At 65.8% G+C, this 19827-nt stretch carries 17 protein-coding genes; 11 read left to right on the forward strand and 6 right to left on the reverse strand.

Going from position 1 to position 19827, the window contains the following annotated elements; translation table 11 throughout:
• Positions 1–23 precede the first annotated feature (23 nt).
• The 3 genes from OOZ63_RS05345 to OOZ63_RS05355 form a co-directional block, all read right to left on the reverse strand.
• Positions 24–1199 (reverse strand): C2 family cysteine protease, encoded by a 1176-nt coding sequence (locus tag OOZ63_RS05345; RefSeq protein WP_266004710.1) that lies wholly within the window; start codon positions 1197–1199, stop codon positions 24–26.
• A gap of 279 nt (positions 1200–1478) precedes the next feature.
• The gene (locus OOZ63_RS05350; protein ID WP_266004383.1) at positions 1479–2480 is read right to left on the reverse strand and encodes a DUF4157 domain-containing protein; all 1002 of its coding nucleotides are present in this window, start codon (positions 2478–2480) and stop codon (positions 1479–1481) included.
• 317 nt (positions 2481–2797) lie between these two features.
• Positions 2798–3073 (reverse strand): DUF2277 domain-containing protein, encoded by a 276-nt coding sequence (locus OOZ63_RS05355; protein WP_266004384.1) that lies wholly within the window; start codon positions 3071–3073, stop codon positions 2798–2800.
• Positions 3074–3168: 95 nt separating this feature from the next.
• Here OOZ63_RS05355 and OOZ63_RS05360 point away from each other — a divergent pair, with 95 nt between their 5' ends.
• The 10 genes from OOZ63_RS05360 (at position 3169) to OOZ63_RS05405 (ending at position 13601) form a co-directional block, all read left to right on the forward strand.
• Positions 3169–4245 (forward strand): AI-2E family transporter, encoded by a 1077-nt coding sequence (locus OOZ63_RS05360; protein ID WP_266004385.1) that lies wholly within the window; start codon positions 3169–3171, stop codon positions 4243–4245.
• Positions 4246–4375: 130 nt separating this feature from the next.
• A complete protein-coding gene (locus OOZ63_RS05365) occupies positions 4376–5785 on the forward strand; it encodes a coniferyl aldehyde dehydrogenase (protein WP_266004386.1) in 1410 nt (469 codons plus the stop codon).
• An 11-nt stretch (positions 5786–5796) separates the two neighbouring features.
• On the forward strand, positions 5797–7446 hold the full coding sequence (locus tag OOZ63_RS05370; protein ID WP_266004711.1) for a GMC family oxidoreductase: 1650 nt from the start codon (positions 5797–5799) through the stop codon (positions 7444–7446).
• 187 nt (positions 7447–7633) lie between these two features.
• Complete coding sequence (locus OOZ63_RS05375) at positions 7634–9637, forward strand: methyl-accepting chemotaxis protein (RefSeq protein WP_266004388.1); 2004 nt, start codon at positions 7634–7636, stop codon at positions 9635–9637.
• A gap of 32 nt (positions 9638–9669) precedes the next feature.
• Positions 9670–10299 carry a lysophospholipid acyltransferase family protein gene (locus tag OOZ63_RS05380; protein WP_266004390.1) on the forward strand — a complete coding sequence of 210 codons (630 nt, stop codon included), beginning with the start codon at positions 9670–9672 and terminating at the stop codon, positions 10297–10299.
• On the forward strand, positions 10299–11279 hold the full coding sequence (locus tag OOZ63_RS05385; RefSeq protein WP_266004391.1) for a phosphatidate cytidylyltransferase: 981 nt from the start codon (positions 10299–10301) through the stop codon (positions 11277–11279). Before OOZ63_RS05380 ends, OOZ63_RS05385 begins: the two co-directional genes overlap by 1 nt.
• Positions 11279–11827 carry a crossover junction endodeoxyribonuclease RuvC gene (gene ruvC, locus OOZ63_RS05390; RefSeq protein ID WP_266004392.1) on the forward strand — a complete coding sequence of 183 codons (549 nt, stop codon included), beginning with the start codon at positions 11279–11281 and terminating at the stop codon, positions 11825–11827. The genes OOZ63_RS05385 and ruvC overlap by 1 nt, the downstream gene beginning before the upstream one ends.
• Before the next feature lie 84 nt (positions 11828–11911).
• Positions 11912–12568: a cation transporter gene (locus tag OOZ63_RS05395; RefSeq protein WP_266004393.1), complete on the forward strand. Its 657-nt coding sequence runs from the start codon at positions 11912–11914 to the stop codon at positions 12566–12568.
• A complete protein-coding gene (locus tag OOZ63_RS05400) occupies positions 12552–12935 on the forward strand; it encodes a DUF3703 domain-containing protein (protein WP_266004394.1) in 384 nt (127 codons plus the stop codon). Before OOZ63_RS05395 ends, OOZ63_RS05400 begins: the two co-directional genes overlap by 17 nt.
• A 51-nt stretch (positions 12936–12986) precedes the next feature.
• Positions 12987–13601 (forward strand): LysE family translocator, encoded by a 615-nt coding sequence (locus tag OOZ63_RS05405; RefSeq protein WP_266004395.1) that lies wholly within the window; start codon positions 12987–12989, stop codon positions 13599–13601.
• Positions 13602–13658: 57 nt separating this feature from the next.
• Here the strand turns inward: OOZ63_RS05405 and OOZ63_RS05410 are convergent, their stop codons facing one another.
• Positions 13659–14147: a PEP-CTERM sorting domain-containing protein gene (locus OOZ63_RS05410; RefSeq protein ID WP_266004396.1), complete on the reverse strand. Its 489-nt coding sequence runs from the start codon at positions 14145–14147 to the stop codon at positions 13659–13661.
• Between the two features lie 20 nt (positions 14148–14167).
• Complete coding sequence (locus OOZ63_RS05415) at positions 14168–16990, reverse strand: ExeM/NucH family extracellular endonuclease (RefSeq protein ID WP_266004397.1); 2823 nt, start codon at positions 16988–16990, stop codon at positions 14168–14170.
• A 509-nt stretch (positions 16991–17499) separates the two neighbouring features.
• Between OOZ63_RS05415 and OOZ63_RS05420 the strand changes: the two genes are divergently transcribed.
• Entirely contained in the window at positions 17500–18978 is a 1479-nt protein-coding gene (locus OOZ63_RS05420; RefSeq protein WP_266004399.1) for a sodium:solute symporter, read from the forward strand.
• Here OOZ63_RS05420 and OOZ63_RS05425 read toward each other — a convergent pair.
• On the reverse strand, positions 18930–19775 hold the full coding sequence (locus OOZ63_RS05425; RefSeq protein ID WP_266004400.1) for a hypothetical protein: 846 nt from the start codon (positions 19773–19775) through the stop codon (positions 18930–18932). The two genes, OOZ63_RS05420 and OOZ63_RS05425, sit on opposite strands and share 49 nt — an antisense overlap.
• Positions 19776–19827 lie beyond the last annotated feature (52 nt).

A 19827-nucleotide genomic window follows, 5' to 3' on the forward strand; every position in this document is an offset into this window, starting at 1 on the left:
ATCGCGCTTTGTCGGCTAGGTGCTTAGCCCACTTTGGGTAGCGAGGCGCGCAGCACCCGGCTGAAAAACTCGCGGAACTTATCCGCGCCGAGCCGGTTGGAGTTGCCCGTGATCGGGTCCCACAACAGCAAGCTCTGATCCTTGTAGACCTCGCGTATCACGTACACATGCGAGTCGCGCACTTGCTTTTGCTTGTCCAGAAAAGACGTGTGGTCGTCCTCCTCACTGCGGCTCTCGGCCACCAGCACGGCATTCGGGTCGCGTTTGGCGGCACGCAGCATGGCGTGCAAGTGCACGGCGTCGATGTCCTTGACGGGCCTGGGCCGCACCACATCTTCCGTATCGTCCACCTCCGAGGCGACATCCTCGCGCTCGGCCTCGATGTCTTCCAGCTCTTCTTGACGAAAAGTGTCTTGCGCCCAACCGGACTCTGATCTTCCCAGCACACTCTTTGACTCGGTATCCCATTGCAGGGATTCGGGCTCCAACCCTGTCAGGTGGGCGATAGCGCGCGAGGCGGCCGCCATGTTCAGTCCGGCATAGCCGTCTTCGTCCCATTGCGCATAGGCCTTCTCGAGCAGCGCGGCCCAGATCGGCAATTCCTCAGCCAGACTGTGCTGGGGTTGGTTGTAGAGCGGCTTACCACTCTTGTCGCTTGGCAACCAGCGATCCACCACCACTTCCTCGCGCGCGCCGATCTGGTTGTCGTCGTCCAGGGCTGCGAACCTTGCACTGAAGCTGCCATCGCCGCGATCCCGCAGGATGTCGGCGATCAAAGCCTTGCCGCGCGGTGTGCCCGCAATCGCGGCTAGCGGCGCGAGGAAAAAGCAGTCATTCAAATCGCCCTGGCGCACATCCTTCATGCGTGGCCCTTTGCGCCCGAGCAGCGGCCCATGCGCCTTGGTCCAACTTCTGGGCACCACGCCAAGCTCCGGAACCTGGGGTGCTGGCTGACGCAGCAGGCGGTTGCTGCGCACAAAGCCGATCGCATCGTCACCATCAGACTCGCTGCCCTGCACATCCTCGTCATCGCTTTGGCTTTGGCCTTCATCCTCGCGGCGATCTTCTTGCGCGTCGTCCTCTTCCTCCTGATCCTGCCCGCTGTACTCCGCCACCTCGTCATAGACACCTTGCGTCCCCAGCACCCAGAGGCTGTAGCCGGCGGGGATCTTGCTCACGAAGTCGCGGTTTTCATCCACCAAGTCGACCTCCGATCCAGTGATGCGATGGCTGCATTGCACAACGGCCATGCTCGAGCCCAAGGGCCTGCGCAGATTCGCAAGTCGATGCCCTTGCAGCGGCATCCGGTCGCCGCTCTGCAGTCGCGCCAGCATCCTGTGCTCGGCCTGCTGGCGCGGTGACTTCGGCGCGGGCGCAGGGCCCGGCCCGACCGACCCCATCTGGGCTGCGGGCTGTCGCGCCAGCGCCGCGTCGTCAGAATTCTGACCGACCCTCATGCCCGCACCCACCACGCCAAATCACACATTGGTGACATAGCCGTAGTAGTGCCCGCTGCTGTCCTTGATCAGCGATGCCTTAACCGTCGCAGCGCATTCGCGCGCCTCGTCGTCGTCCTTGATCAGATCGAGCCGCACATAGACCGCGTCGCCCAAGATGCCCAGATCGGGGTTGTCACGCCCCTTGACTGCACGAAGCCAACGTTTGAGCCCTGATTGTTTGCCGCTGTGCATATTTTTGGCGGTCTGGGCTGAAATCTTGTCGCGCACCTTGCCCCGGACCTCGCTGAAGTGGCTGGATGCCTCGCGCTTGCCGGACGGCGCGTCCTCGACCTCAGCATCCTTATCGGACCGCAGGTCCAGCGCATTGGCAGCGCCCTGTTCGTCGAGCGCAAGGATGTCCTCCTCGGAGAAGCCCAGACGACGCAATTCGTCGTCGTCCTCGGCACGCACATCTTTGTGAATCAGGCGCATCAAGGCCGCATGCGCTTCACCGCTCAAGACCTTGGGATCGCCACCTCCCAGCGCATCCAGCGTCTGGGTTATCGGGTCGTAAGTGAGCAGGTGATCGGCGTCAAAATAGAGCACCTCGCCGCGCAACTCGGCCAGATCCCGGTTCAGGCTCCATTTCGCCTGCAGCGGCGCGCCGCCGGCGCCGCCAGGGGATCGAGATCGAGCGCCACGCTCTATTGGCAAAGCGCCAAGCGAGAGCGCCCGAGCACCCATCCGATCGGCTTCGCGTTCGAGCTGGTCGTCGTCATTGATCGCCACGCCGCGCGAATGCAGATTCGCACGCACCCGCCCCTGCTTTTGCTGCACAACGTGCCAAGCCTCGTGTGGGAGCTGCGCCTGCTGGCCCGGTGCCAAGTGGATATGCTGTCCCTGCGCATAGGCCAGCGCCCGCAATTGGGCCGGTCGCGAGGAATCGTAGTGCACGCGCACATCGTCCATGGACATCTGCGACAGCGACTCCAGCCCGGCTTGCAAGCCTGTCGGCAAGCTCGAGGACGCGCCACCATGCATCGCCGCGAGCTGTCGGACCTGATCATGTTGGCGCGGTCCGGACTGCAGGTTCTGCACGACCCGTCGCTGCAACTGCTGACGACTGGTCTGCACCCAGCCACCGCCGCCGCCTGAGCGATCGCTTGGCGTTAAAGCCGGCCCCGAGCCTGCCCGAAGTGAATCAAACTGATGACTCTTCATGCCTGAAGCCTCCTCCCAGCACGGTCAATCAGATTAGGGGCGGGCAGCGCGCATGTCTATCAGCAATATGCTGAGGACGCCGACACAGCGCGACACCGTGACCGGCCTCACCGAACCGAAAACCAGCAGGAGCGCCGTCATTGCGTGGCGGTGAATCGGCTCATCGAGCGGGCCCTGGCGTTGGCCGCCTCGACCTCGCGGTCGCGCGGCTCGGCCTGTGTGACCATCTCAGCTATCAGCCGCCGAGCGCTCGCGGCCACCTCGTCGACCGCACGCTCGAAGACCGCCGCATTGGCCTTGGACGGCACGCTGAAACCGCTGAGCTTGCGAACGAATTGCAGCGAGGCATCGCGAATCTCTAGTTCGGTGGCCGGCGGCTCGAAATTGAACAAGGTCTTGATATTCCTGCACATCGAGACGACTCCCTGAGGGCATGGTCAAGCAGCCCGATCGAATCCAGCATAGCCGCTACGATGCGAGCTCACTCCACCGCAAGCCCAAACGGACCATGCCACCATTGCCCCCCGACGAAGCCCCCGCCCTGCACGACAAGACCTTTGTGCTGCTGCTGGTGCTGGTGACCCTGGCCTTTGGCTGGATTCTCCTGCCCTTTTATGGCGCGGTGCTGTGGGGCACGGCGATGGCCATCGTCTTCGCGCCCTTGTACCGGCGCCTGCTCAAGCCCGCCAGAGGCAGGCGCACGCTGGCGGCGCTGGGTGCCATCCTCATCGTGCTGCTGCTGGTGATACTTCCGCTGGCCCTGGTGACCCTGTCGCTGGTGCAGGAGGGCACGGCGCTGTACGCGAAGAGCAAATCGGGCGAGTTCAGCTTCACGACCTATGTACAGCAGATCTATGCGGCGCTGCCGGTCTGGCTGACCCAGTTGCTGGACCGCTTCGGCCTGGGCAATCTCAACTTGCTGCAGGACAAGCTGGTGAGCGCGCTGAACCAGGGCAGCCAGCTGCTGGCGAGCAAGGCCCTGGGTTTCGGCCAGGACACTTTCGACTTCGTCGTCAGCTTCTTCATCATGCTCTACCTGATGTTCTTTGTGATGCGCGACGGAGAGCAGCTCTCGCGCCGCATCCGCGAAGCCCTGCCCTTGCGCGCCACCTACAAGCGCATGCTGGGTGAGAAGTTCACCACCGTGATACGCGCCACGGTCAAGGGCAATATCGCAGTGGCCGCATTGCAGGGTGCGCTGGGCGGCCTGGCCTTCTGGGTGCTGGATGTGCATGCCCCAGTGCTGTGGGCCGTGCTAATGGCCTTTTTGTCGCTGCTGCCGGCCGTCGGCGCCGGCCTCGTGTGGCTACCGGTGGCCTTGTACTTTCTGGCAACTGGCAATATCGCGGCCGGCCTGGGGCTGATCGCCTATGGCGTGCTGGTGATCGGCCTGGTCGACAACCTGCTGCGGCCGCTGCTGGTCGGCAAAGACACCAAGATGCCCGACTACATCGTGCTGATCTCCACGCTGGGCGGCATGGCCGTGTTCGGTCTGAACGGCTTTGTGATCGGCCCGCTGATCGCGGCCATGTTCATCGCGGTGTGGGACATCGTCGCAACCGAGCGGCGCGGCATGCACAACTAGAGGCGCCTGTCCCGCAGGCGACAGTGCAGCAGGCTTTTCTGTAGAGCCCCGCCTCTATCCCAGGGCCTTCACGCTTGGCGGTCCAGGCCCTGGGGGTTAGCCTTGTGCCACAAGACACAAGGAGACCGCTTTGGACCACAGCCTCAACGAGCGGCTGCAGCTCTGCTTGGAGTTGCAGCGCAGCGCTTTCCGCGCTGAGCCCATGCCCAGCCTGGCCACCCGGCTGGACCGGGTTTCGCGTGTGCGGGCGATGACGCGCCGGCACGCGGACGAGCTGGTGGAGGCGATCTCGCGCGACTTCGGTCATCGCGCCCGCCAGGAGACCCTGCTGGCCGATGTGTTCACGGTGGAGTCGGCGGCCCAGCATGCCAAAGCCCATCTGCGCGGCTGGATGAAGTCCAAGCGCATGCCCACCGCCCTGCATTTTCTGCCCGGCAGCAACCGGCTGTTGCCACAGCCGCTGGGCGTGGTGGGTGTGATCGCACCTTGGAACTATCCCTATCAACTGGCACTGAGCCCGGCGCTGGCCGCGCTGGCGGCCGGCAACCGTGTGCTGATCAAGCCCTCCGAACTGACCCCGCTGACCTCGGCCCTGATGGCCCGCATCGTGGCCGAGAATTTCGCGCCCGAGGAGATGCAGGTGATCTGCGGCGACGCGGCGCTGGCCCGCGCCTTCTCGGCCCTGCCCTTCGACCATCTGTTCTTCACCGGCTCCACCGCCGTGGGCCGGCTGGTAGCCCAAGCCGCCGCACAAAACCTGACCCCGGTGACGCTGGAGCTCGGCGGCAAGTCGCCCGTCATCATCGATGCCAGCGCCGATCTGGAGCGCGTCGCCGAACGACTGGCCTTCGGCAAGTTGCTCAATGCCGGCCAAACCTGCATCGCGCCGGACTATGTGCTCGCGCCCAAAACCATGGTCGAGCCGCTGGCCCAGGCACTGCAGCGGGCGATGCGCCGACTCTACCCGACCATCGCTGGCAATCCAGACTACAGCAGCATCGCGACCGAGCGCCACCATGCCCGGCTGCAGGGCCTGCTCGACGACGCCCGCGCGCGGGGCGCTCGGTTGCTGCCCAGCCATGACGAGTCTTCAGAGGGTCGCAAGCTGACGCCTCATCTGCTGCTGGACGTCAACGAAGAGATGGCGGTGATGCGCGAGGAGATCTTCGGCCCGCTGCTGCCCATCGTCGGCTGCGACGATGCCGACGCCGCGATTGCCTACGTGCAGCGCCACGAGCGGCCGTTGGCGCTGTACTGGTTCGGCAGCGACGCGCCAGCGCGCGAGCGGGTGCTGCGCGAGACCCATGCCGGCGGGGTCACCATCAACGACTGCATCTGGCATATCGGCCAGGAGGACCAGCCCTTTGGCGGCGTCGGCGCCAGCGGACAGGGCGCCTATCACGGCGTCTGGGGTTTCAACACATTCAGCGCACTCAAGCCGGTGTTCACGCAGCCGCGCTGGGCCGGCACCCGGCTTTTCTACCCTCCCTACGGCGCCACTTTCGAGCGTCTGCTGGGCCTTCTGAAGAAGATCGCATGAGCGGCGCCACGATGACGGCAGAGCAAGACTATCTGATCATCGGAGGCGGCTCGGCCGGCTGCGCGCTGGCCGGTCGTCTCAGCGAAGACCCGTCCTGCCGCGTCACGGTGCTGGAGGCCGGCGGTGCTGGCGACAGCTGGGTGGTCAAGACGCCGTTTGCCGGTGTGCTGCAAATCCCCAGCAAGCTCAACAACTGGGCTTTCCAGACCGTGCCCCAGGCTGGGCTGAACGGACGACGCGGCTACCAACCACGTGGCCGGGTGCTGGGCGGCTCCTCGGCCATCAATGCGATGGTCTATATACGCGGCCACCGCAGCGACTACGACGCCTGGGCTGCGGCCGGCAACCCCGGCTGGAGCTTTGACGAACTGCTGCCCTACTTCATCCGCTCCGAGAACAATACCCGGCTAGGTGCCCCCTGGCATGGCCAGGCCGGGCCGCTGCGCGTGGGCGATCTGCGCAGCGACAGCCCGCTGCATGCGGCCTGGCTGGAAGCCGCCCGCCATTGCGGCCATCCGGTGCTGGACGACTTCAATGCCGGCGAGATGGAGGGCCTGGGCGTCTACCAGGTCACCCAGCACCAGGGCGAGCGCTGGAGCGCCGCGCGCGGCTATCTGCACCCGCATCTGGGCAGCCGGCCCAATCTGCAGGTGCTCACCGGCGTGCGCGTGCTGCGCGTGCTGCTGGAGGGCCGACGCGCGGTCGGCGTCGAGATCTTGCACAACGGCCTGAAGCGCCAGCTGCGCGCCGCAAGCGAGGTGGTGCTGAGCGCCGGCGCGCTGCAGTCGCCCCAGCTGCTGATGCTCTCGGGCATCGGCGACGGCGCAGCACTGCAGCGCCTGGGCCTGCCGGTGACCCATCATCTGCCGGGGGTAGGCCAGAATCTGCACGACCACCCTGACTTTGTGTTCGGCTACTTGTCCGACAGCCTGGACACAGTGGGTATCTCGGCCAAGGGCAGCTGGCGCCTGCTGGAGTCCATCGCCCGCTACAGGCGTGAACGTCGCGGCATGATCACGACCAATTTCGCTGAGTGCGGAGGTTTTCTGAGCACCCGGCCGGGCCTGCCGGCGCCAAATATGCAGCTGCATTTCGTCGTCGCCCTGGTGCAGGACCATGCGCGCAAGCTGGGCCTGGGACACGGCCTGTCTTGCCATGTCTGCCTGCTGCGGCCGCACAGCCGGGGCACGCTGAGTCTGGCCAGCGCCGATCCGCTGGCCGCGCCGCTGATTGACCCGGCCTTTTTGCAGCATCCGGACGATGTGCAGCAGCTCGTCGAGGGCTATCGACTGACCCGCGAGCTGATGCGCGCACCCAGCCTGAAGGCCTTCTGGACCCATGAGGCCTGGACCCGCGAAGCCCATACGGGAGACAGCGATACCCAGATCGAGGCCTTGTTGCGCCAGCGCGTTGACACGGTCTACCACCCGGTGGGCAGCTGCCGCATGGGCAGGGATGCGCTGGCCGTGGTGGACGCCGAGTTGCGCGTGCATGGCATCGAGGGCCTGCGGGTGGTGGACGCCTCGGTGATGCCCCAGGTGGTCAGCGGCAACACGAATGCGCCGGCCATCGTGATCGGCGAGAAGGCTGCCGACCTGATGCGCGGCCGCGGCACGGCGACGGCCCGGCCGGTCCCGGTGCGCACGGAACAGGCAGCCTAAGGCGCGGGCCCAACAGCCGGCCTGTGCAGGACTGCACAGACTCGCCCGCAGCCGGCACCGCCGAGCCCCCGCTCTTGACATGGAGCAAGCTGGTGGTCTGACAGGGCCACTAAGCTGGGCCCGATTTCGCGAGGCAGGCCACCGGCTGCGCGCTGCCATCACATCACTTCAGGAGACGTCACTTCCGATGAACACCGCCGCACGCAAGACGCAGGACCGGGGCTTCTTCGCCTATCACGGCATCTGGGCGCCTGGCATCCGTCTGTTCCGCAGCCTGCGTTTCGGCAGCAAGGCCTCACTGATCTCGGCCTGCTTCTCGCTGCCGCTGGTCGCACTGATCGTGTGGCTGCTGGTGGTCAGCGCCGACACGGCCCTGCTGGCCCGAAAGAGCGCCACGCGCCAGCATGTCGAGGTCGCCCACGGCGTGCTGGTCTGGGCTTACGGCCTGGAGAAGGCCGGCATGCCGCGCGAACAGGCCCAGGCCAGCGCACGCCAGGCCATCGCCGGCCTGCGCTACGACGAGCAGGAGTACTTCTGGATCAACGATATGCAGCCACGGGTGGTGATGCACCCAAGCCGGCCCGAGCTGGAGGGCAAGGAGGTCGGCAGCCTCAAGGACCCCAGCGGCCGCTTCCTGTTCCAGGCCTTTGTCGACACCGTGCGCAAGCAGGGACGGGGCTTTGTCGACTACCAGTGGCCCAAACCGGGCAGCACCCAGCCTGTCAACAAGATCTCCTATGTGATGGGCTTCGAGCCCTGGGGATGGGTGATTGGCTCGGGCATCTATATCGACGACCTGATCGCCACCGAGCGCGCCTACGAGCTGAGGGTGGCGCTGGTGGTGGGTGCGGCCTTGCTGGTGGCCGGCTATTTCTTCGTCAGCTTCTTCAAGGTGATGGAGGGCGGCCTGAACGAGACCCGTCGCCATCTGCACGCTATGACTGAGGGCGACCTGACCACCTCGCCCTCGCCCTGGGGCCGCGACGAAGCCGCCCAGCTGATGCGCGACCTCAGCGCCATGCAGGCCTCGCTGCGGCATATGGTGCTGCGAGTGCGCCGTTCCAGCGACGAGATCGTGCACAGCAGCGACGAGATCGCCAGCGGCGCGATGGACCTGTCGGCCCGCACCGAGCAGGCGGCGGCCAATCTGGAAGAGTCGGCGGCCTCGATGGAGCAGATCGCAGCGACCGTGCGCACCAGCGCCGAACACACGGCCGAGGCCTCGGGTCTGGCACGCGGCAATGCCCAGACCGCAGCCGACGGCGGACGCGTGATGCAGGAGGTGGTCGAGACGATGGAGGGCATTCGCGGCGCCTCGGCCCGCATCGCCGACATCATCGGCACCATTGACGGCATCGCCTTCCAGACCAATATCCTGGCGCTCAATGCCGCCGTGGAGGCCGCGCGGGCCGGCGAGCAGGGCCGCGGCTTCGCGGTGGTCGCGGGCGAGGTTCGCATGCTGGCACAGCGCAGCGCCGATGCGGCCCGAGAGATCAAGACCCTGATCGGCGGCAGCGTCGAGCAGGTGGAGAACGGCACGACGATCGTACGCCGGGCCGGCGAGACGATCGCCCAGATCGTCGGCGGCTCGCAGCGCGTGGATCAGCTGCTGGGCGAGGTCGCCACCGGCACGCGCGAGCAAAGCATGGGCATCGCGCAGATCGGGCAGGCGGTCCAGGAGCTGGACCGGGCCACACAGCAAAACGCCGCCCTGGTCGAAGAGACGGCCGCAGCTGCGGCCTCGATGAAGCAGCAGGCCGATGAGCTGGCCGCCGAAGTCGGACGCTTTCGCCTGCCCGACGGGCTGCGCCTGGATGAGGCCCCGGCGGCAGAGGGCGCCAGCTTCGACTTCGACGGCGCCATCAACGCCCACCGTCAGTGGAAGGTGAAGCTGCGTCAGGCCATCGCCGAGCACGGCAAGCTCGATGCCGAGACGATCTGCCGGGACGACCGGTGCCCGCTGGGTCGCTGGCTGCATGGCGACGGGGGCCGACGCTGGCGCACCCGGCCCAGCTTCGTGGCCCTGGTCGACAAGCATGCCGAGTTCCACCGCACGGCCGGCGAGGTGGCACGCCGCATCAATGGCGGCCAGTACGAGCAGGCCGAACGTCTGATCGGCTCCGGATCGAACTTCGCCCGCATATCGACTGAGGTCTCGACCTTGCTGACCCAGGCCAAGCGCGATCTCTAAAGCCCTGTGCGGGCGCCGGGGATAATCCCCGCATGTCATTGACCGAAGCGACGGGCCTGCTGCTGGCCTCCCTGGCGCGCCTGATCACCGGCGCCCAGGGCCACTGGAAGGGCTGCCCGCCCACTGCCGAGCAGCGCATTTACTTCGCCAACCATCAAAGCCACTTCGACTGGGTGCTGATCTGGGCCGCGCTGCCGGCCGAGCTGCGCGCCGGCACCCGGCCGATCGCGGCCCGCGACTACTGGACCTCCAGCAAGCTCAAGACCTGGCTGACCTCGGCGGTGTTCAACGCCATCTATGTGAGCCGCACCCGCACAACACCCGATGAGGATCCGCTGGAGCCGCTGGTCGATGCGCTCGGTAACGGCGATTCGCTGGTGATCTTCCCCGAGGGCACGCGCTCCAGCAAGGGCGAGCCGCAGCCCTTCAAGGCCGGGCTGTTCCATCTGGCCCAGCAGTTTCCGCAGGTCCAGCTGATACCGACCTGGATAGACAACGTCCAGCGCGTGATGCCCAAGGGCGAGATCGTGCCGGTACCCATCTTGTGCACCGTCACCTTCGGCGAGCCGCTGCGGCTGATGCCCGGTGAGGACAAGCGCGACTTCCTCTCCCGCGCCCGCGCCGCCGTACTGGCCCAGCGACCGATGCAGGAGCGTGCGTGATGAAGGCGCTGCGACTGATGAGTGCCGGCGACCAGATCGCGCTGCTGTTTCTGATCTTGTTCGGCCTGCTGGTGCTGATCACCGCCGCAGGCTTCTTCTACTCGCTGCGCAGCACCGAGCGCAGTGAGGCGGCTGAGAACAACTGGCGGCAGTTTCGCCGCGACCTGAACGCCACCTGGGTCGGCTCGCTGCTGTTCTGGGCCGCCTGGGTCTCGGGGCCGCTGGGCGCAACCCTGCTGTTCGGTGTGCTGTCCTTTTTGGCGCTGCGCGAATTCATCACACTGATGCACACCCGCCGCGCCGATCACCGCAGCCTGATACTGGCCTTCTTCGTGCTCCTGCCACTGCAGTACGCGCTGGTCGGGAACCGGCATTTCGATGTGTTCAGCGTGCTGATTCCGGTTTACGGCTTCCTGGCCATCCCAGTGGTCAGCGCACTGGCCGACGACCCACAGCGCTTTCTCGAACGCAATGCCAAGATCCAGTGGGGCATCATGGTTTGCGTCTACGGGCTCTCGCATGCGCCGGCACTGCTGCTGCTGGACTTCAAGGGCTATGAGGGCCGCGGCCCCTTCCTGCTGTTCTTCCTGGTGATGGTGGTGGGCGTTGGCCAGATCGTCCAGGAGGTAGCGAGCAGATCGCTGCGGCGCCGCCCGCTAGCGCGCCGCATCAGTCGCAGCTTCTCCTTGCGGGCCTGGTGGCTGGGCCTGCTCGCGGCGGCCGTCACCGGCACCCTGCTGTACTGGATCACCCCGTTCAAGGCCGGCCAGGCGCTGGTGATGGCGGTCATCGCGGCGGCGGCCGGCACCATGGGCGGCCTGGTGATGAAGGCGCTCAAGCGCGACGCCGGCGTGGTCTACTGGGGCAACCGCAGCTCCATCACCGGCGCGGTGGGACTGTTGGACCGCATCGCAGTGCTGTGCTTCGCGGCCCCGGTGTTCTTCCATTCGGTGCGCTGGTATTTCAAGCTTGACCTCTGATGCGAATTCTCGGCATTGACCCTGGTCTGCAGACCACCGGCTTCGGCGTTATCGACGCCGACGGCCCGCGCTTGAGCTATGTGGCCAGCGGCACGATCAAGACCAGTGCGGTCGCCACCGGCGATCTGCCGGCGCGGCTGAAGATCTTGTTCGACGGCATCCGCGAGGTCGCGGCCACCTACCAGGCGCAATGCGCGGCGGTCGAGATCGTGTTCGTCAACGTCAACCCCCAATCGACCCTGCTGCTGGGCCAAGCCCGCGGCGCGGCGCTGACGGCCCTGGTGTCGTGCGATCTGCCGGTGTCCGAGTACACCGCGCTGCAGATGAAGAAAGCCATCGTCGGCCATGGCCATGCGAAGAAGGAACAGGTGCAGGCCATGGTGCAGCGCCTGCTGGCCCTGCCCGGCGAACCTGGCAAGGACGCCGCCGACGCGCTGGGCCTGGCCATCATGCATGCCCATGCCCGCGTCTCCTTCGATGCGATGAGCCGCAGCACCACCTTGCAGCGCCGCCAGCACGCGCAGTTCAAGGGCAGCCGGACGTATTGAACGGCCTTTGCCGACCCTGGCTTGACACCGTAGCGACTCCAGGCTTTCCAATACAGGCATCGACCGACTGATTGGAGCTCTCCGATGTCCGCCCACTGCTGTGAACACGAAACACCACCGGCCAGCCAGATTCTCAATCTGGGCCGCTACCGCAAGATTCTGTGGATCGCGCTGGCGGTGAATGCTGCGATGTTCCTGCTGGAGATCACGGCCGGCATTGCCGCGGGCTCGCTGTCGCTGCTGGCCGATGCGATCGACTTCGCCGGCGACGCGCTGAACTATGCAGTGTCGCTGGCGGTGCTGGCCTCGGCTGTGGCCTGGCGGGCTCGTGCGGCCATGCTCAAGGCCGCCAGCATGATGGGTTTCGGGCTCTATCTTTTGGGCCATGCGCTCTGGGCGGTCTGGCATGGCAAGGTGCCGGATGCGCCCACGATGGGGACGGTGGCCTTGCTGGCCCTGGTCGCCAATGTCGCGGTGGCATGGTTGCTCTACGCCTTTCGCGAGGGCGATGCCAATATGCGCAGCGTCTGGCTGTGCTCGCGCAATGACGCCATCGGCAATATGGCCGTGCTGGCCGCGGCCGCTGGCGTCTTCGGCACGGGCAGTGCCTGGCCCGACCTGGCCGTCGCCGGCCTCATGGCCACACTGGCCTTGCATGGCGGCTGGCAGGTGCTACACCAGGCCCGCGGCGAACTCGAGCATGGCGGCACTGCGACGCATGCTCATGATCATGGACACTGAGGCGCGCCGCACCGGCGACGTCTTCGATGTCGCCAGCTATCGCGCTCTGCTGCGACAGTACAGGCTCGTCCAAGAGCACGCACAGCGCTGGCATATCCTTGAAGCAGCGCATGTGGTTGGGCAAGCACGTCTTGGGCCACATTGGCAGACCCATGTCCTGATGCTGTGCTTTGCGATCAGCCAGCACGATTGGCGGGAAGCGTCAGGCCAGTTGCTTCGCCTGGCCTTGGTGCCGCTGGGGCATCTCAGCGGTCGGCTACCGCCCGGCAATCCGGGGCGCGCCACGGTCAGCGCCTTCGCTTCGATGTCGCTGCGCCCCGAACTGGCCGAGCTGATCCTGCAGGCGCGGGCAGAGTCGGCACGCTGACAAGCGCCGCTTCGCTTAGCATCAAGTATCGTTCTCGCCCGCGGAGTAGCCATGTTCGGCATTGCAGACTACGGCGCCTTTGTCGTCGCCATCATCGTCTTCCTGTTGATTCCAGGTCCGGGCAATCTGGCCCTGATCTCGTCCACCGGCAAGGGCGGTTTCAAGGGCGGGCTGGCCGCGACACTGGGGGTGATCGCCGGCGATCAGGTCTTGATGTGGCTGGCCGTGGCCGGCGTTGCCGCGTTGTTGGCGGCCTCGCCTCGAGTATTCGCCGGCGTGCAGTGGCTGGGCGCGGCCTATCTGGCCTGGCTGGGCTGGCGCATGTTGCGCGCCAAGCCGGGCGACGCGCCGGTGCTGCAGATCCGGCCGCGCCAATACTTTCAGCAGGCCCTGCTGATCACCCTGCTGAACCCCAAGGCCATCGTGTTCTACATGGCCTTCTTCCCGCTGTTCGTCGACCCGGCGCAGCATCAGGGCCTTGCAAGCTTCGGTGCGATGGCCGTGACGATTGCGCTGCTAACCCTCGCCTATGGCCTGATCGTGACGCTGCTGACCCAGCATCTGGCGGCCCGGCTGCGCGGCAATCCGCGCATCGGCCAATGGCTGGAGCGCCTGGCCGGCACGGTGCTAATTGGCTTTGGGCTGAAGCTGGCGCTATCGCGCTGAGTCAACAAAAAAGGGCGGCGCCCGTTAGCGCCGCCCCTGGCAATGAGGCTTGTGGCCTCAGGCTTGTTGCTGTTGCCGACGACGGCGCGCGATCGCACCGAGCGCGGCCAGACCGGCAAGACTCATCGCCCAGGTGCCGGGCTCGGGGACGGCGCTGATACTCAGGCTGCCCCCCATATCGCTGCCGCCGATCGAGTAGGTGAAACTGCTGGAACCGAAGAAGGACTGCAGGGCCAGCTGACCGCCACCTTGCGTCTGGAACAAGGCATTGGGGCCGATCAAGCTGCCGGTCTCGAACTGCACGTAGGGATCGCCCGCCTGACCCAGCGTGAAGCTCTCGCCCATGAAGTTAAGCGTCAGCGCGGTCAGGGCGAAACTGCCGTCAAAGCCGCCGGCGGCAACCTCGGCATCGTCAATCGAGAACTGGCCACTGAGCACGGCGGCGCCGGGGTTGGCATCAAAGCTGCCGCTGAAGTTGTAGGTCGCGGCCTGGCTGGCACAGGCCAGAGTCAGGGCCGCCAGGGCCGTCAGGGTTTTGCGGAACATGGGGATTCTCCTTGGAAGGCTCAGAACTTGAAGCTGGATGCGTTGATGGTGGCGCAGGACACGCTCTTGAGCTGAACCAATGGCTTGGTCCTGGTCGCACCGGCACGGCCGTCGGTGTCGATGCCGATGACGGCATTGGCGCCGGACATCGTGCAGCTCACAAAGCCCTGGCCCAGCGGATCGGCGCTAACAATGCTGCTGGCCTGAAGCAACTGGCTCAGCACCAGCACGTCCTCGCCAACGGCGAAGTCAGTGACCGTGTCGCCGGCATCTAGCATGCTGCGGTAGACAAACTGGTCGCGACCGGCGCCCCCGCTCAGGGTGTCGGCGCCCGCGCCGCCCTCGATCACGTCGTCACCGGCTGTGCCGACGATGGTGTCGCGCCCGCTTCCGCCGACCACCTGCTTGACCAGGTTCAGGCCCAAGACCACCGGATCATGGTCAGAGGACTTGTAGGCGTGGGGCTGGTAATAGTCGGGGCCGCAGGCCGCGCAGGCTGGCTGCTTGAACTCGAGGTTGTAGTCGATGATCAGCGGCTCGTCGGCATTGATGGCCCAGGGCTTGGCCGAGACGACCTTGCTATTCATCGAGGCCGTCGTCAGCCCATGGTCAAGGCGGCCGGCAAAGCCGTCGAACACATAGCTGTAGGCGGCCGGATCGAAACGACCGACCTGGTCGATGAAGGCGCCATCGCCGGTCAGCGCATGGATGGGATCTTCCTGCGCATAGGCATTCATATCGCCCAGCACGATCACATCCTGGGTGCCGGCTGCGGCCTGGATCTGGCCGACAAAGCTGCGCAGACGCTGGGCCTGATCGACGCGCGTTGCATTCCAGCAGCCTTGGCCGTCGCCCTGGTCGCCGTCGATGCCGCCCGAGGGGCAGCTGCCCTTGGACTTCAGGTGGTTGACGGCCACCGCGAAGCGCTCGCCATTCGGTGCGGCGAAGCCCTGGGCAAAGGTCGGACGGTTGTTGACCTCATTGGTATCCGACAGCGGCGCGCCCTGCAGAGTCAGGCGGCCAGGCTTGTAGAGCATGGCCACGCGGATCGCGTCGGTGCCGGTGTCAAGCGCGCCCTTGGGCACGACCTTGTAGACCGCCGAGCCCAGCTTGGCGTTGATCGCATCGGCCAGATTCTGGGCCGCGACATCGCCGTTGTTCTGGATCTCCATCAGGCCGACCACGTCGGCACTGATCGCGCTCAGCGACGCCACCAGCTTGGTCTGCTGGCGCTGGAACTCGGCCAGATTGTTCGCACCGCGGCAGTTGGAGGCCGAGCTGGCAGCGCCCAACGTACAGCCCTGGCCGCTCTGACCGGAAGCGGTCTGGCCGTTGGTGAAGGTGGTGAAGTAGTTCAGCACATTGGCGCTGGCCACCGTGTAGTTGCCGCCTGAGGCAGCGGGCGCGGCGGTGCGCGGGTTGCTGCGCTCGAACTGCACCGGCGCGGTAGGCTGCAGCTTGTACATCGCCGCGCCGTTCGAGGCGGCAGTGGCCAGGCCGAAGTCGATCACACCGGTCAGCGACGCGGCCGTGTCACCGGCACGCACCGTGTTGTCGGCGGCCAGATAAGGCGTCGGGTTCGGATTCTGCAGCGACAGGTTGTCGTCCAGCAGCAGCATGCGGCGCGCGTTGGCGGTGAACAGTGCCTGCGCCTCAGGCGTGCCGGGGCGATGCACATTGGTCGGGTTCAGCAGACGGCCTCCGGCGGCGATGGTCAGCTGGCCATAACGGCCCAGGAAGTAGTTCTGCTGGACCATCACCGGGCCAGCCAAGGTCACCAGCATGCCCTCATAGGCCTCCAGGCCGTCGTCGCCCAGGGCAGTCAGGTCGACCTCGACAGGCGTGATCGCGTGGCCGCTGCTGAGCACCGTGATGGAAGTCGGCGTGATCAGTTGCGTGATCGGGCGGGCCTGGGCGGCCGGGCTGCTGGCTCCGGCGATGAACTCGGACACTTTGGCCGTCAGGCTGATCTCCTGGCCGACCTGGGCGCTGTTGGCGGCGGCCGTGTAGACAAAGATGCCATCCGAGGTCGCGTTGTTGCCATCGCCGAGCTTGTCCTGCAGGTAAAAGCCGGTGCTGGTGACATGGGTCACGATGCCCCGGGTGCTGACGGTCTGGTCCTTCACCGGGCTTTGCGCGCCGCTGCCTTGGATCGTATAGATCGCCACCGGGGTACCCACCGGTGGCGGATCTTCGCCGCCACCGCCACCACCGCCGCTACCGTCGCAAACGTTTGGTGAGGAGGCGGAATTGCGCGGCGCAGCGATGCCGGCGGTGAAGTCCGCGCTGTTGACGTCGGTGTCGGTACAACCGTTCCCGGCACGCTGCGCAGCCGTCGTGTTGCTCAGGCCGGGAGCCGGAGCGCCCTCAACGGCAGTGCTGGCGCTACCGAAGCTGACCGCATCGACCAGTTGACTCGCGCTCGGGGTGCTGGTGGCGAGCGCAGCCGTGCCGGGCACCAGCGCTACCTTTCCGGCGGTTCCGCTCATCGCTGCAAAGCCAATATGGTCGGGAGTCGGCAGCGCCTGGGTACCACCGCTGCCCGCAGCCATCTGGATCAGGAAGTAGCGGCCGGGCTGCAGCGTGTAGTTGGGCAGCAGCGTCAGCGCGCCAGTCGAGGTGCCGAAGTTACCCGCACTGGAGGCATATTGCACCGACCAGCCATTCAGGCTGATCGGGTTTTTGCCGGCATTGAAGAGCTCGACGAAATCATGGGTCAGCGTCGCGCCGTTATTACCGCCACCGCCATAAACCTGGCTGATGACAACACCGCTGGCCGAAGCCAGAACCGCCGGTGCGGCGAAAGCCGTCAGCAGCAGGGTAACAAGAGGTTTGAGTTTCATGATGGGATGGGGAGGACACAAAACAAAAGGCCAATTCCTCGCCAAAGGCGGCCGGCGGACACCGGAATTGCTGGCAACCCGGTTTAGCGCCGGCTCTGCGAGCAGCGCGTCCCTAGATGCTAGCGGCAAGATATGACAGCCGAAGACACCGTAAACGCGGGGGGTAGTCGGCAAGGCGGCGGGCTTGACAGGCGACCTTTCAGGGTCTGCCCGGAGCAAACAACAGCGAAATTTGCGGCGTCACGCATTGCGCCCAAAAACGTTTGCGCAAGCCCTAAAAAATGCGCTGCCAGGATCGATTTCCTAGGGTTTCTACGAAACTCCATCGCCACCGAGAAACCCTCTGTCTCGATATGAAACAAACTAGGTGTTTTCACCAGGATCTCGAGATGGCCGGGCAAGCGGCAGTTTCGATGCACGGTTATAGGTGGATCTCGCACCGGAATGTGTCAAGGCCGTGACGCTTCGGATAATCGGCGCCATCTTGGTGCCCGGGTACTGCCGCTGCGATGTCGCCGCTGATTCTGCTTTTCTTTGTGCTGGCCTATTTCGCGCTGCTGCTGGGCGTGGCTTGGTGGACTTCGCGGCGGGCCGACAACCAGAGCTTTTTCATCGGCAACCGCAACAGCAACTGGATGCTGGTGGCCTTCGGCATGGTCGGCACCTCGCTGTCGGGCGTCACCTTCATCAGCGTGCCCGGCGCCGTTGGCGCCACCGCCTTCAGCTACTTCCAGATCGTGCTGGGCCAGTTCATCGGCTATGCGGTGATCGCCTTCGTGTTGCTGCCGCTGTACTACCGGCTGCAGCTGACCTCGATCTACGACTATCTGGGCCAGCGCCTGGGGCCGCGCAGCTACCGCACCGGCGCCGGCTTCTTCATTTTGTCGCGCACGCTGGGCGCCACCGCCCGGCTCTACCTCGTGGTGAAGATCCTGCAGGACGCCATACTTGAGCGCATCGGCCTGCCGTTTTGGCTGACCGCGCTGGTGATCCTTTTGATGATCTTGGCCTACACCTACGAGGGCGGGGTCAAGACCATTGTGTGGACCGACACCTTGCAAACCACTTGCATGCTTGGCGGCCTGATCGTCTGCGTGGCCTATCTTCTACGGAGCCTGGACATGTCGCTGGCGCAGAGTCTGGCGAGCATGGATGCGAGCGGGCTGTCGCGCGTGTTCGAGACAGACCCGAACAGCCGCTTCTTCTTTGGCAAGCAAATTCTGGCCGGTGCTTTCATTGCGATCGCGATGACCGGCATGGACCAGGAGATGATGCAAAAGAACATCTCGGTCAAGCGCCTGGCGGACTCGCAGAAAAATGTGATGGTACTGGCCACCATCATGCTTGGCGTGGTGCTGCTGTTCCTCTTTCTGGGCGGCCTGCTGCATCTGTTCGCGGCTCAAGCCGGGCTGGCAGCCCAGGGCGACGCTCTGTTCGCGGCTGTCGTGCTGAACCATTTGCCGGCCTGGGTGCAGCTGGTCTTCGTGATCGCGCTGATCTCAGCACTGTTCCCCAGCGCCGATGGCGCCATCACTGCGCTGACCTCGAGCTTCTGCATTGACCTGCTGAACCTGCAGCGCCGCGGCGACTGGAGCGAGGCCAAGCGCCTGGTCGTGCGCAAGCGCGTCCATCTGGGCTTTGCCGCGCTTTTCTTGTTGCTGGTAATGGTGTTCAAGTGGGTCAACAACCCCAGCATGATCGGCCTGATTCTCAAGCTGGCCGGCTACACCTATGGACCGCTGCTGGGCCTGTTTGCCTTTGGCATCCTGACACGGCGCTCGGTGCGCGACCGCTGGGTGCCGATGGTGGCGGTGGCTGCGCCGCTGCTGAGCTGGCTGCTTGACAGCCAGCAGCGCGCACTGTTTGGCAGCTACGAGCTAGGGTTGGAGCTGCTGCTGATCAACGGTGCGCTGACCTTTGCCGGGCTGTGGCTGCTGTCTCATGCAGCAAGCCGAGCGTCGAACTCGGCAAGGCAGCGCTCGGCATAGTCACGGAAATCGGCGTGCACCAGCGCCACCCGACCGGCCATCAGCTCTCGGGAGCGCCGGGCTTCCAGCAAATCACCGGCCACCAGCGCCGCCAGACCCAAGGCCTGATAGGCGAAGCAGTACTCGTAGTCGTCCGCAGCATTGGCCTCGCAGGCCTGCAGCCCGGCTCGCGCCGCCTGCAGTGCCAGCACACCCTCGCCAGCCGCCGCAGCGCACATCGCCAGCTGCCAGTCGGCCCGCTCGATCTGCAGCCAGCCGCCGGCACGCTGCCAGGCGATACGGGCCAGCTGCGCGGCCTCCAGCATCGCGGCGCAGGCCTCGCCGTCACCGGGCTTGAAGTAGTAGCGCAGATCGGCCGCCACATTGTTGGCGACCGCGGCCCAGGCCTGCTGGGCCTCGGCGTCATCGCCATGCGCCTGCGCCAGGGCTTGGGCGGCTTGCAGCAACGCTCCCTGCCCAGCAAAGTCACGACTGCGGGTGCGCGCCAACGCGGCGTTGTAGTGCGCGCGGATCCGATCAGGCGGGGTCAGATCTTGCCAGTCGGGGCTGCTGCCCGCGGCAAGTGCGATGGCCGCGCGGGCACGGGCTGCATCAGGCGGCAGCAGCGCCGCCAGGCCCTGGCCATCGGCAAGATGGCCCAGCAGGATGTGCTCGGCGGCACGCAGCCAGGCGTCGCGCTGGGCCGCATCGCCGTCCTCCAGCACACCTGCGCCTTCGCGCAACAGCGCGGCGGCCTCGGCCGGCTGTTCGGGGTGGATCTGCAACGCTTGCTGGGTCAGGTCTTCAAGCTGGCTCATAGGGGGCTGGCTCCGCATCTCGTGGCCAGCATTATTGGCACAATCCAGCCTC

The organism is Paucibacter sp. PLA-PC-4 (genome assembly GCF_026241155.1).
GTDB lineage: Bacteria > Pseudomonadota > Gammaproteobacteria > Burkholderiales > Burkholderiaceae_C > Roseateles_E.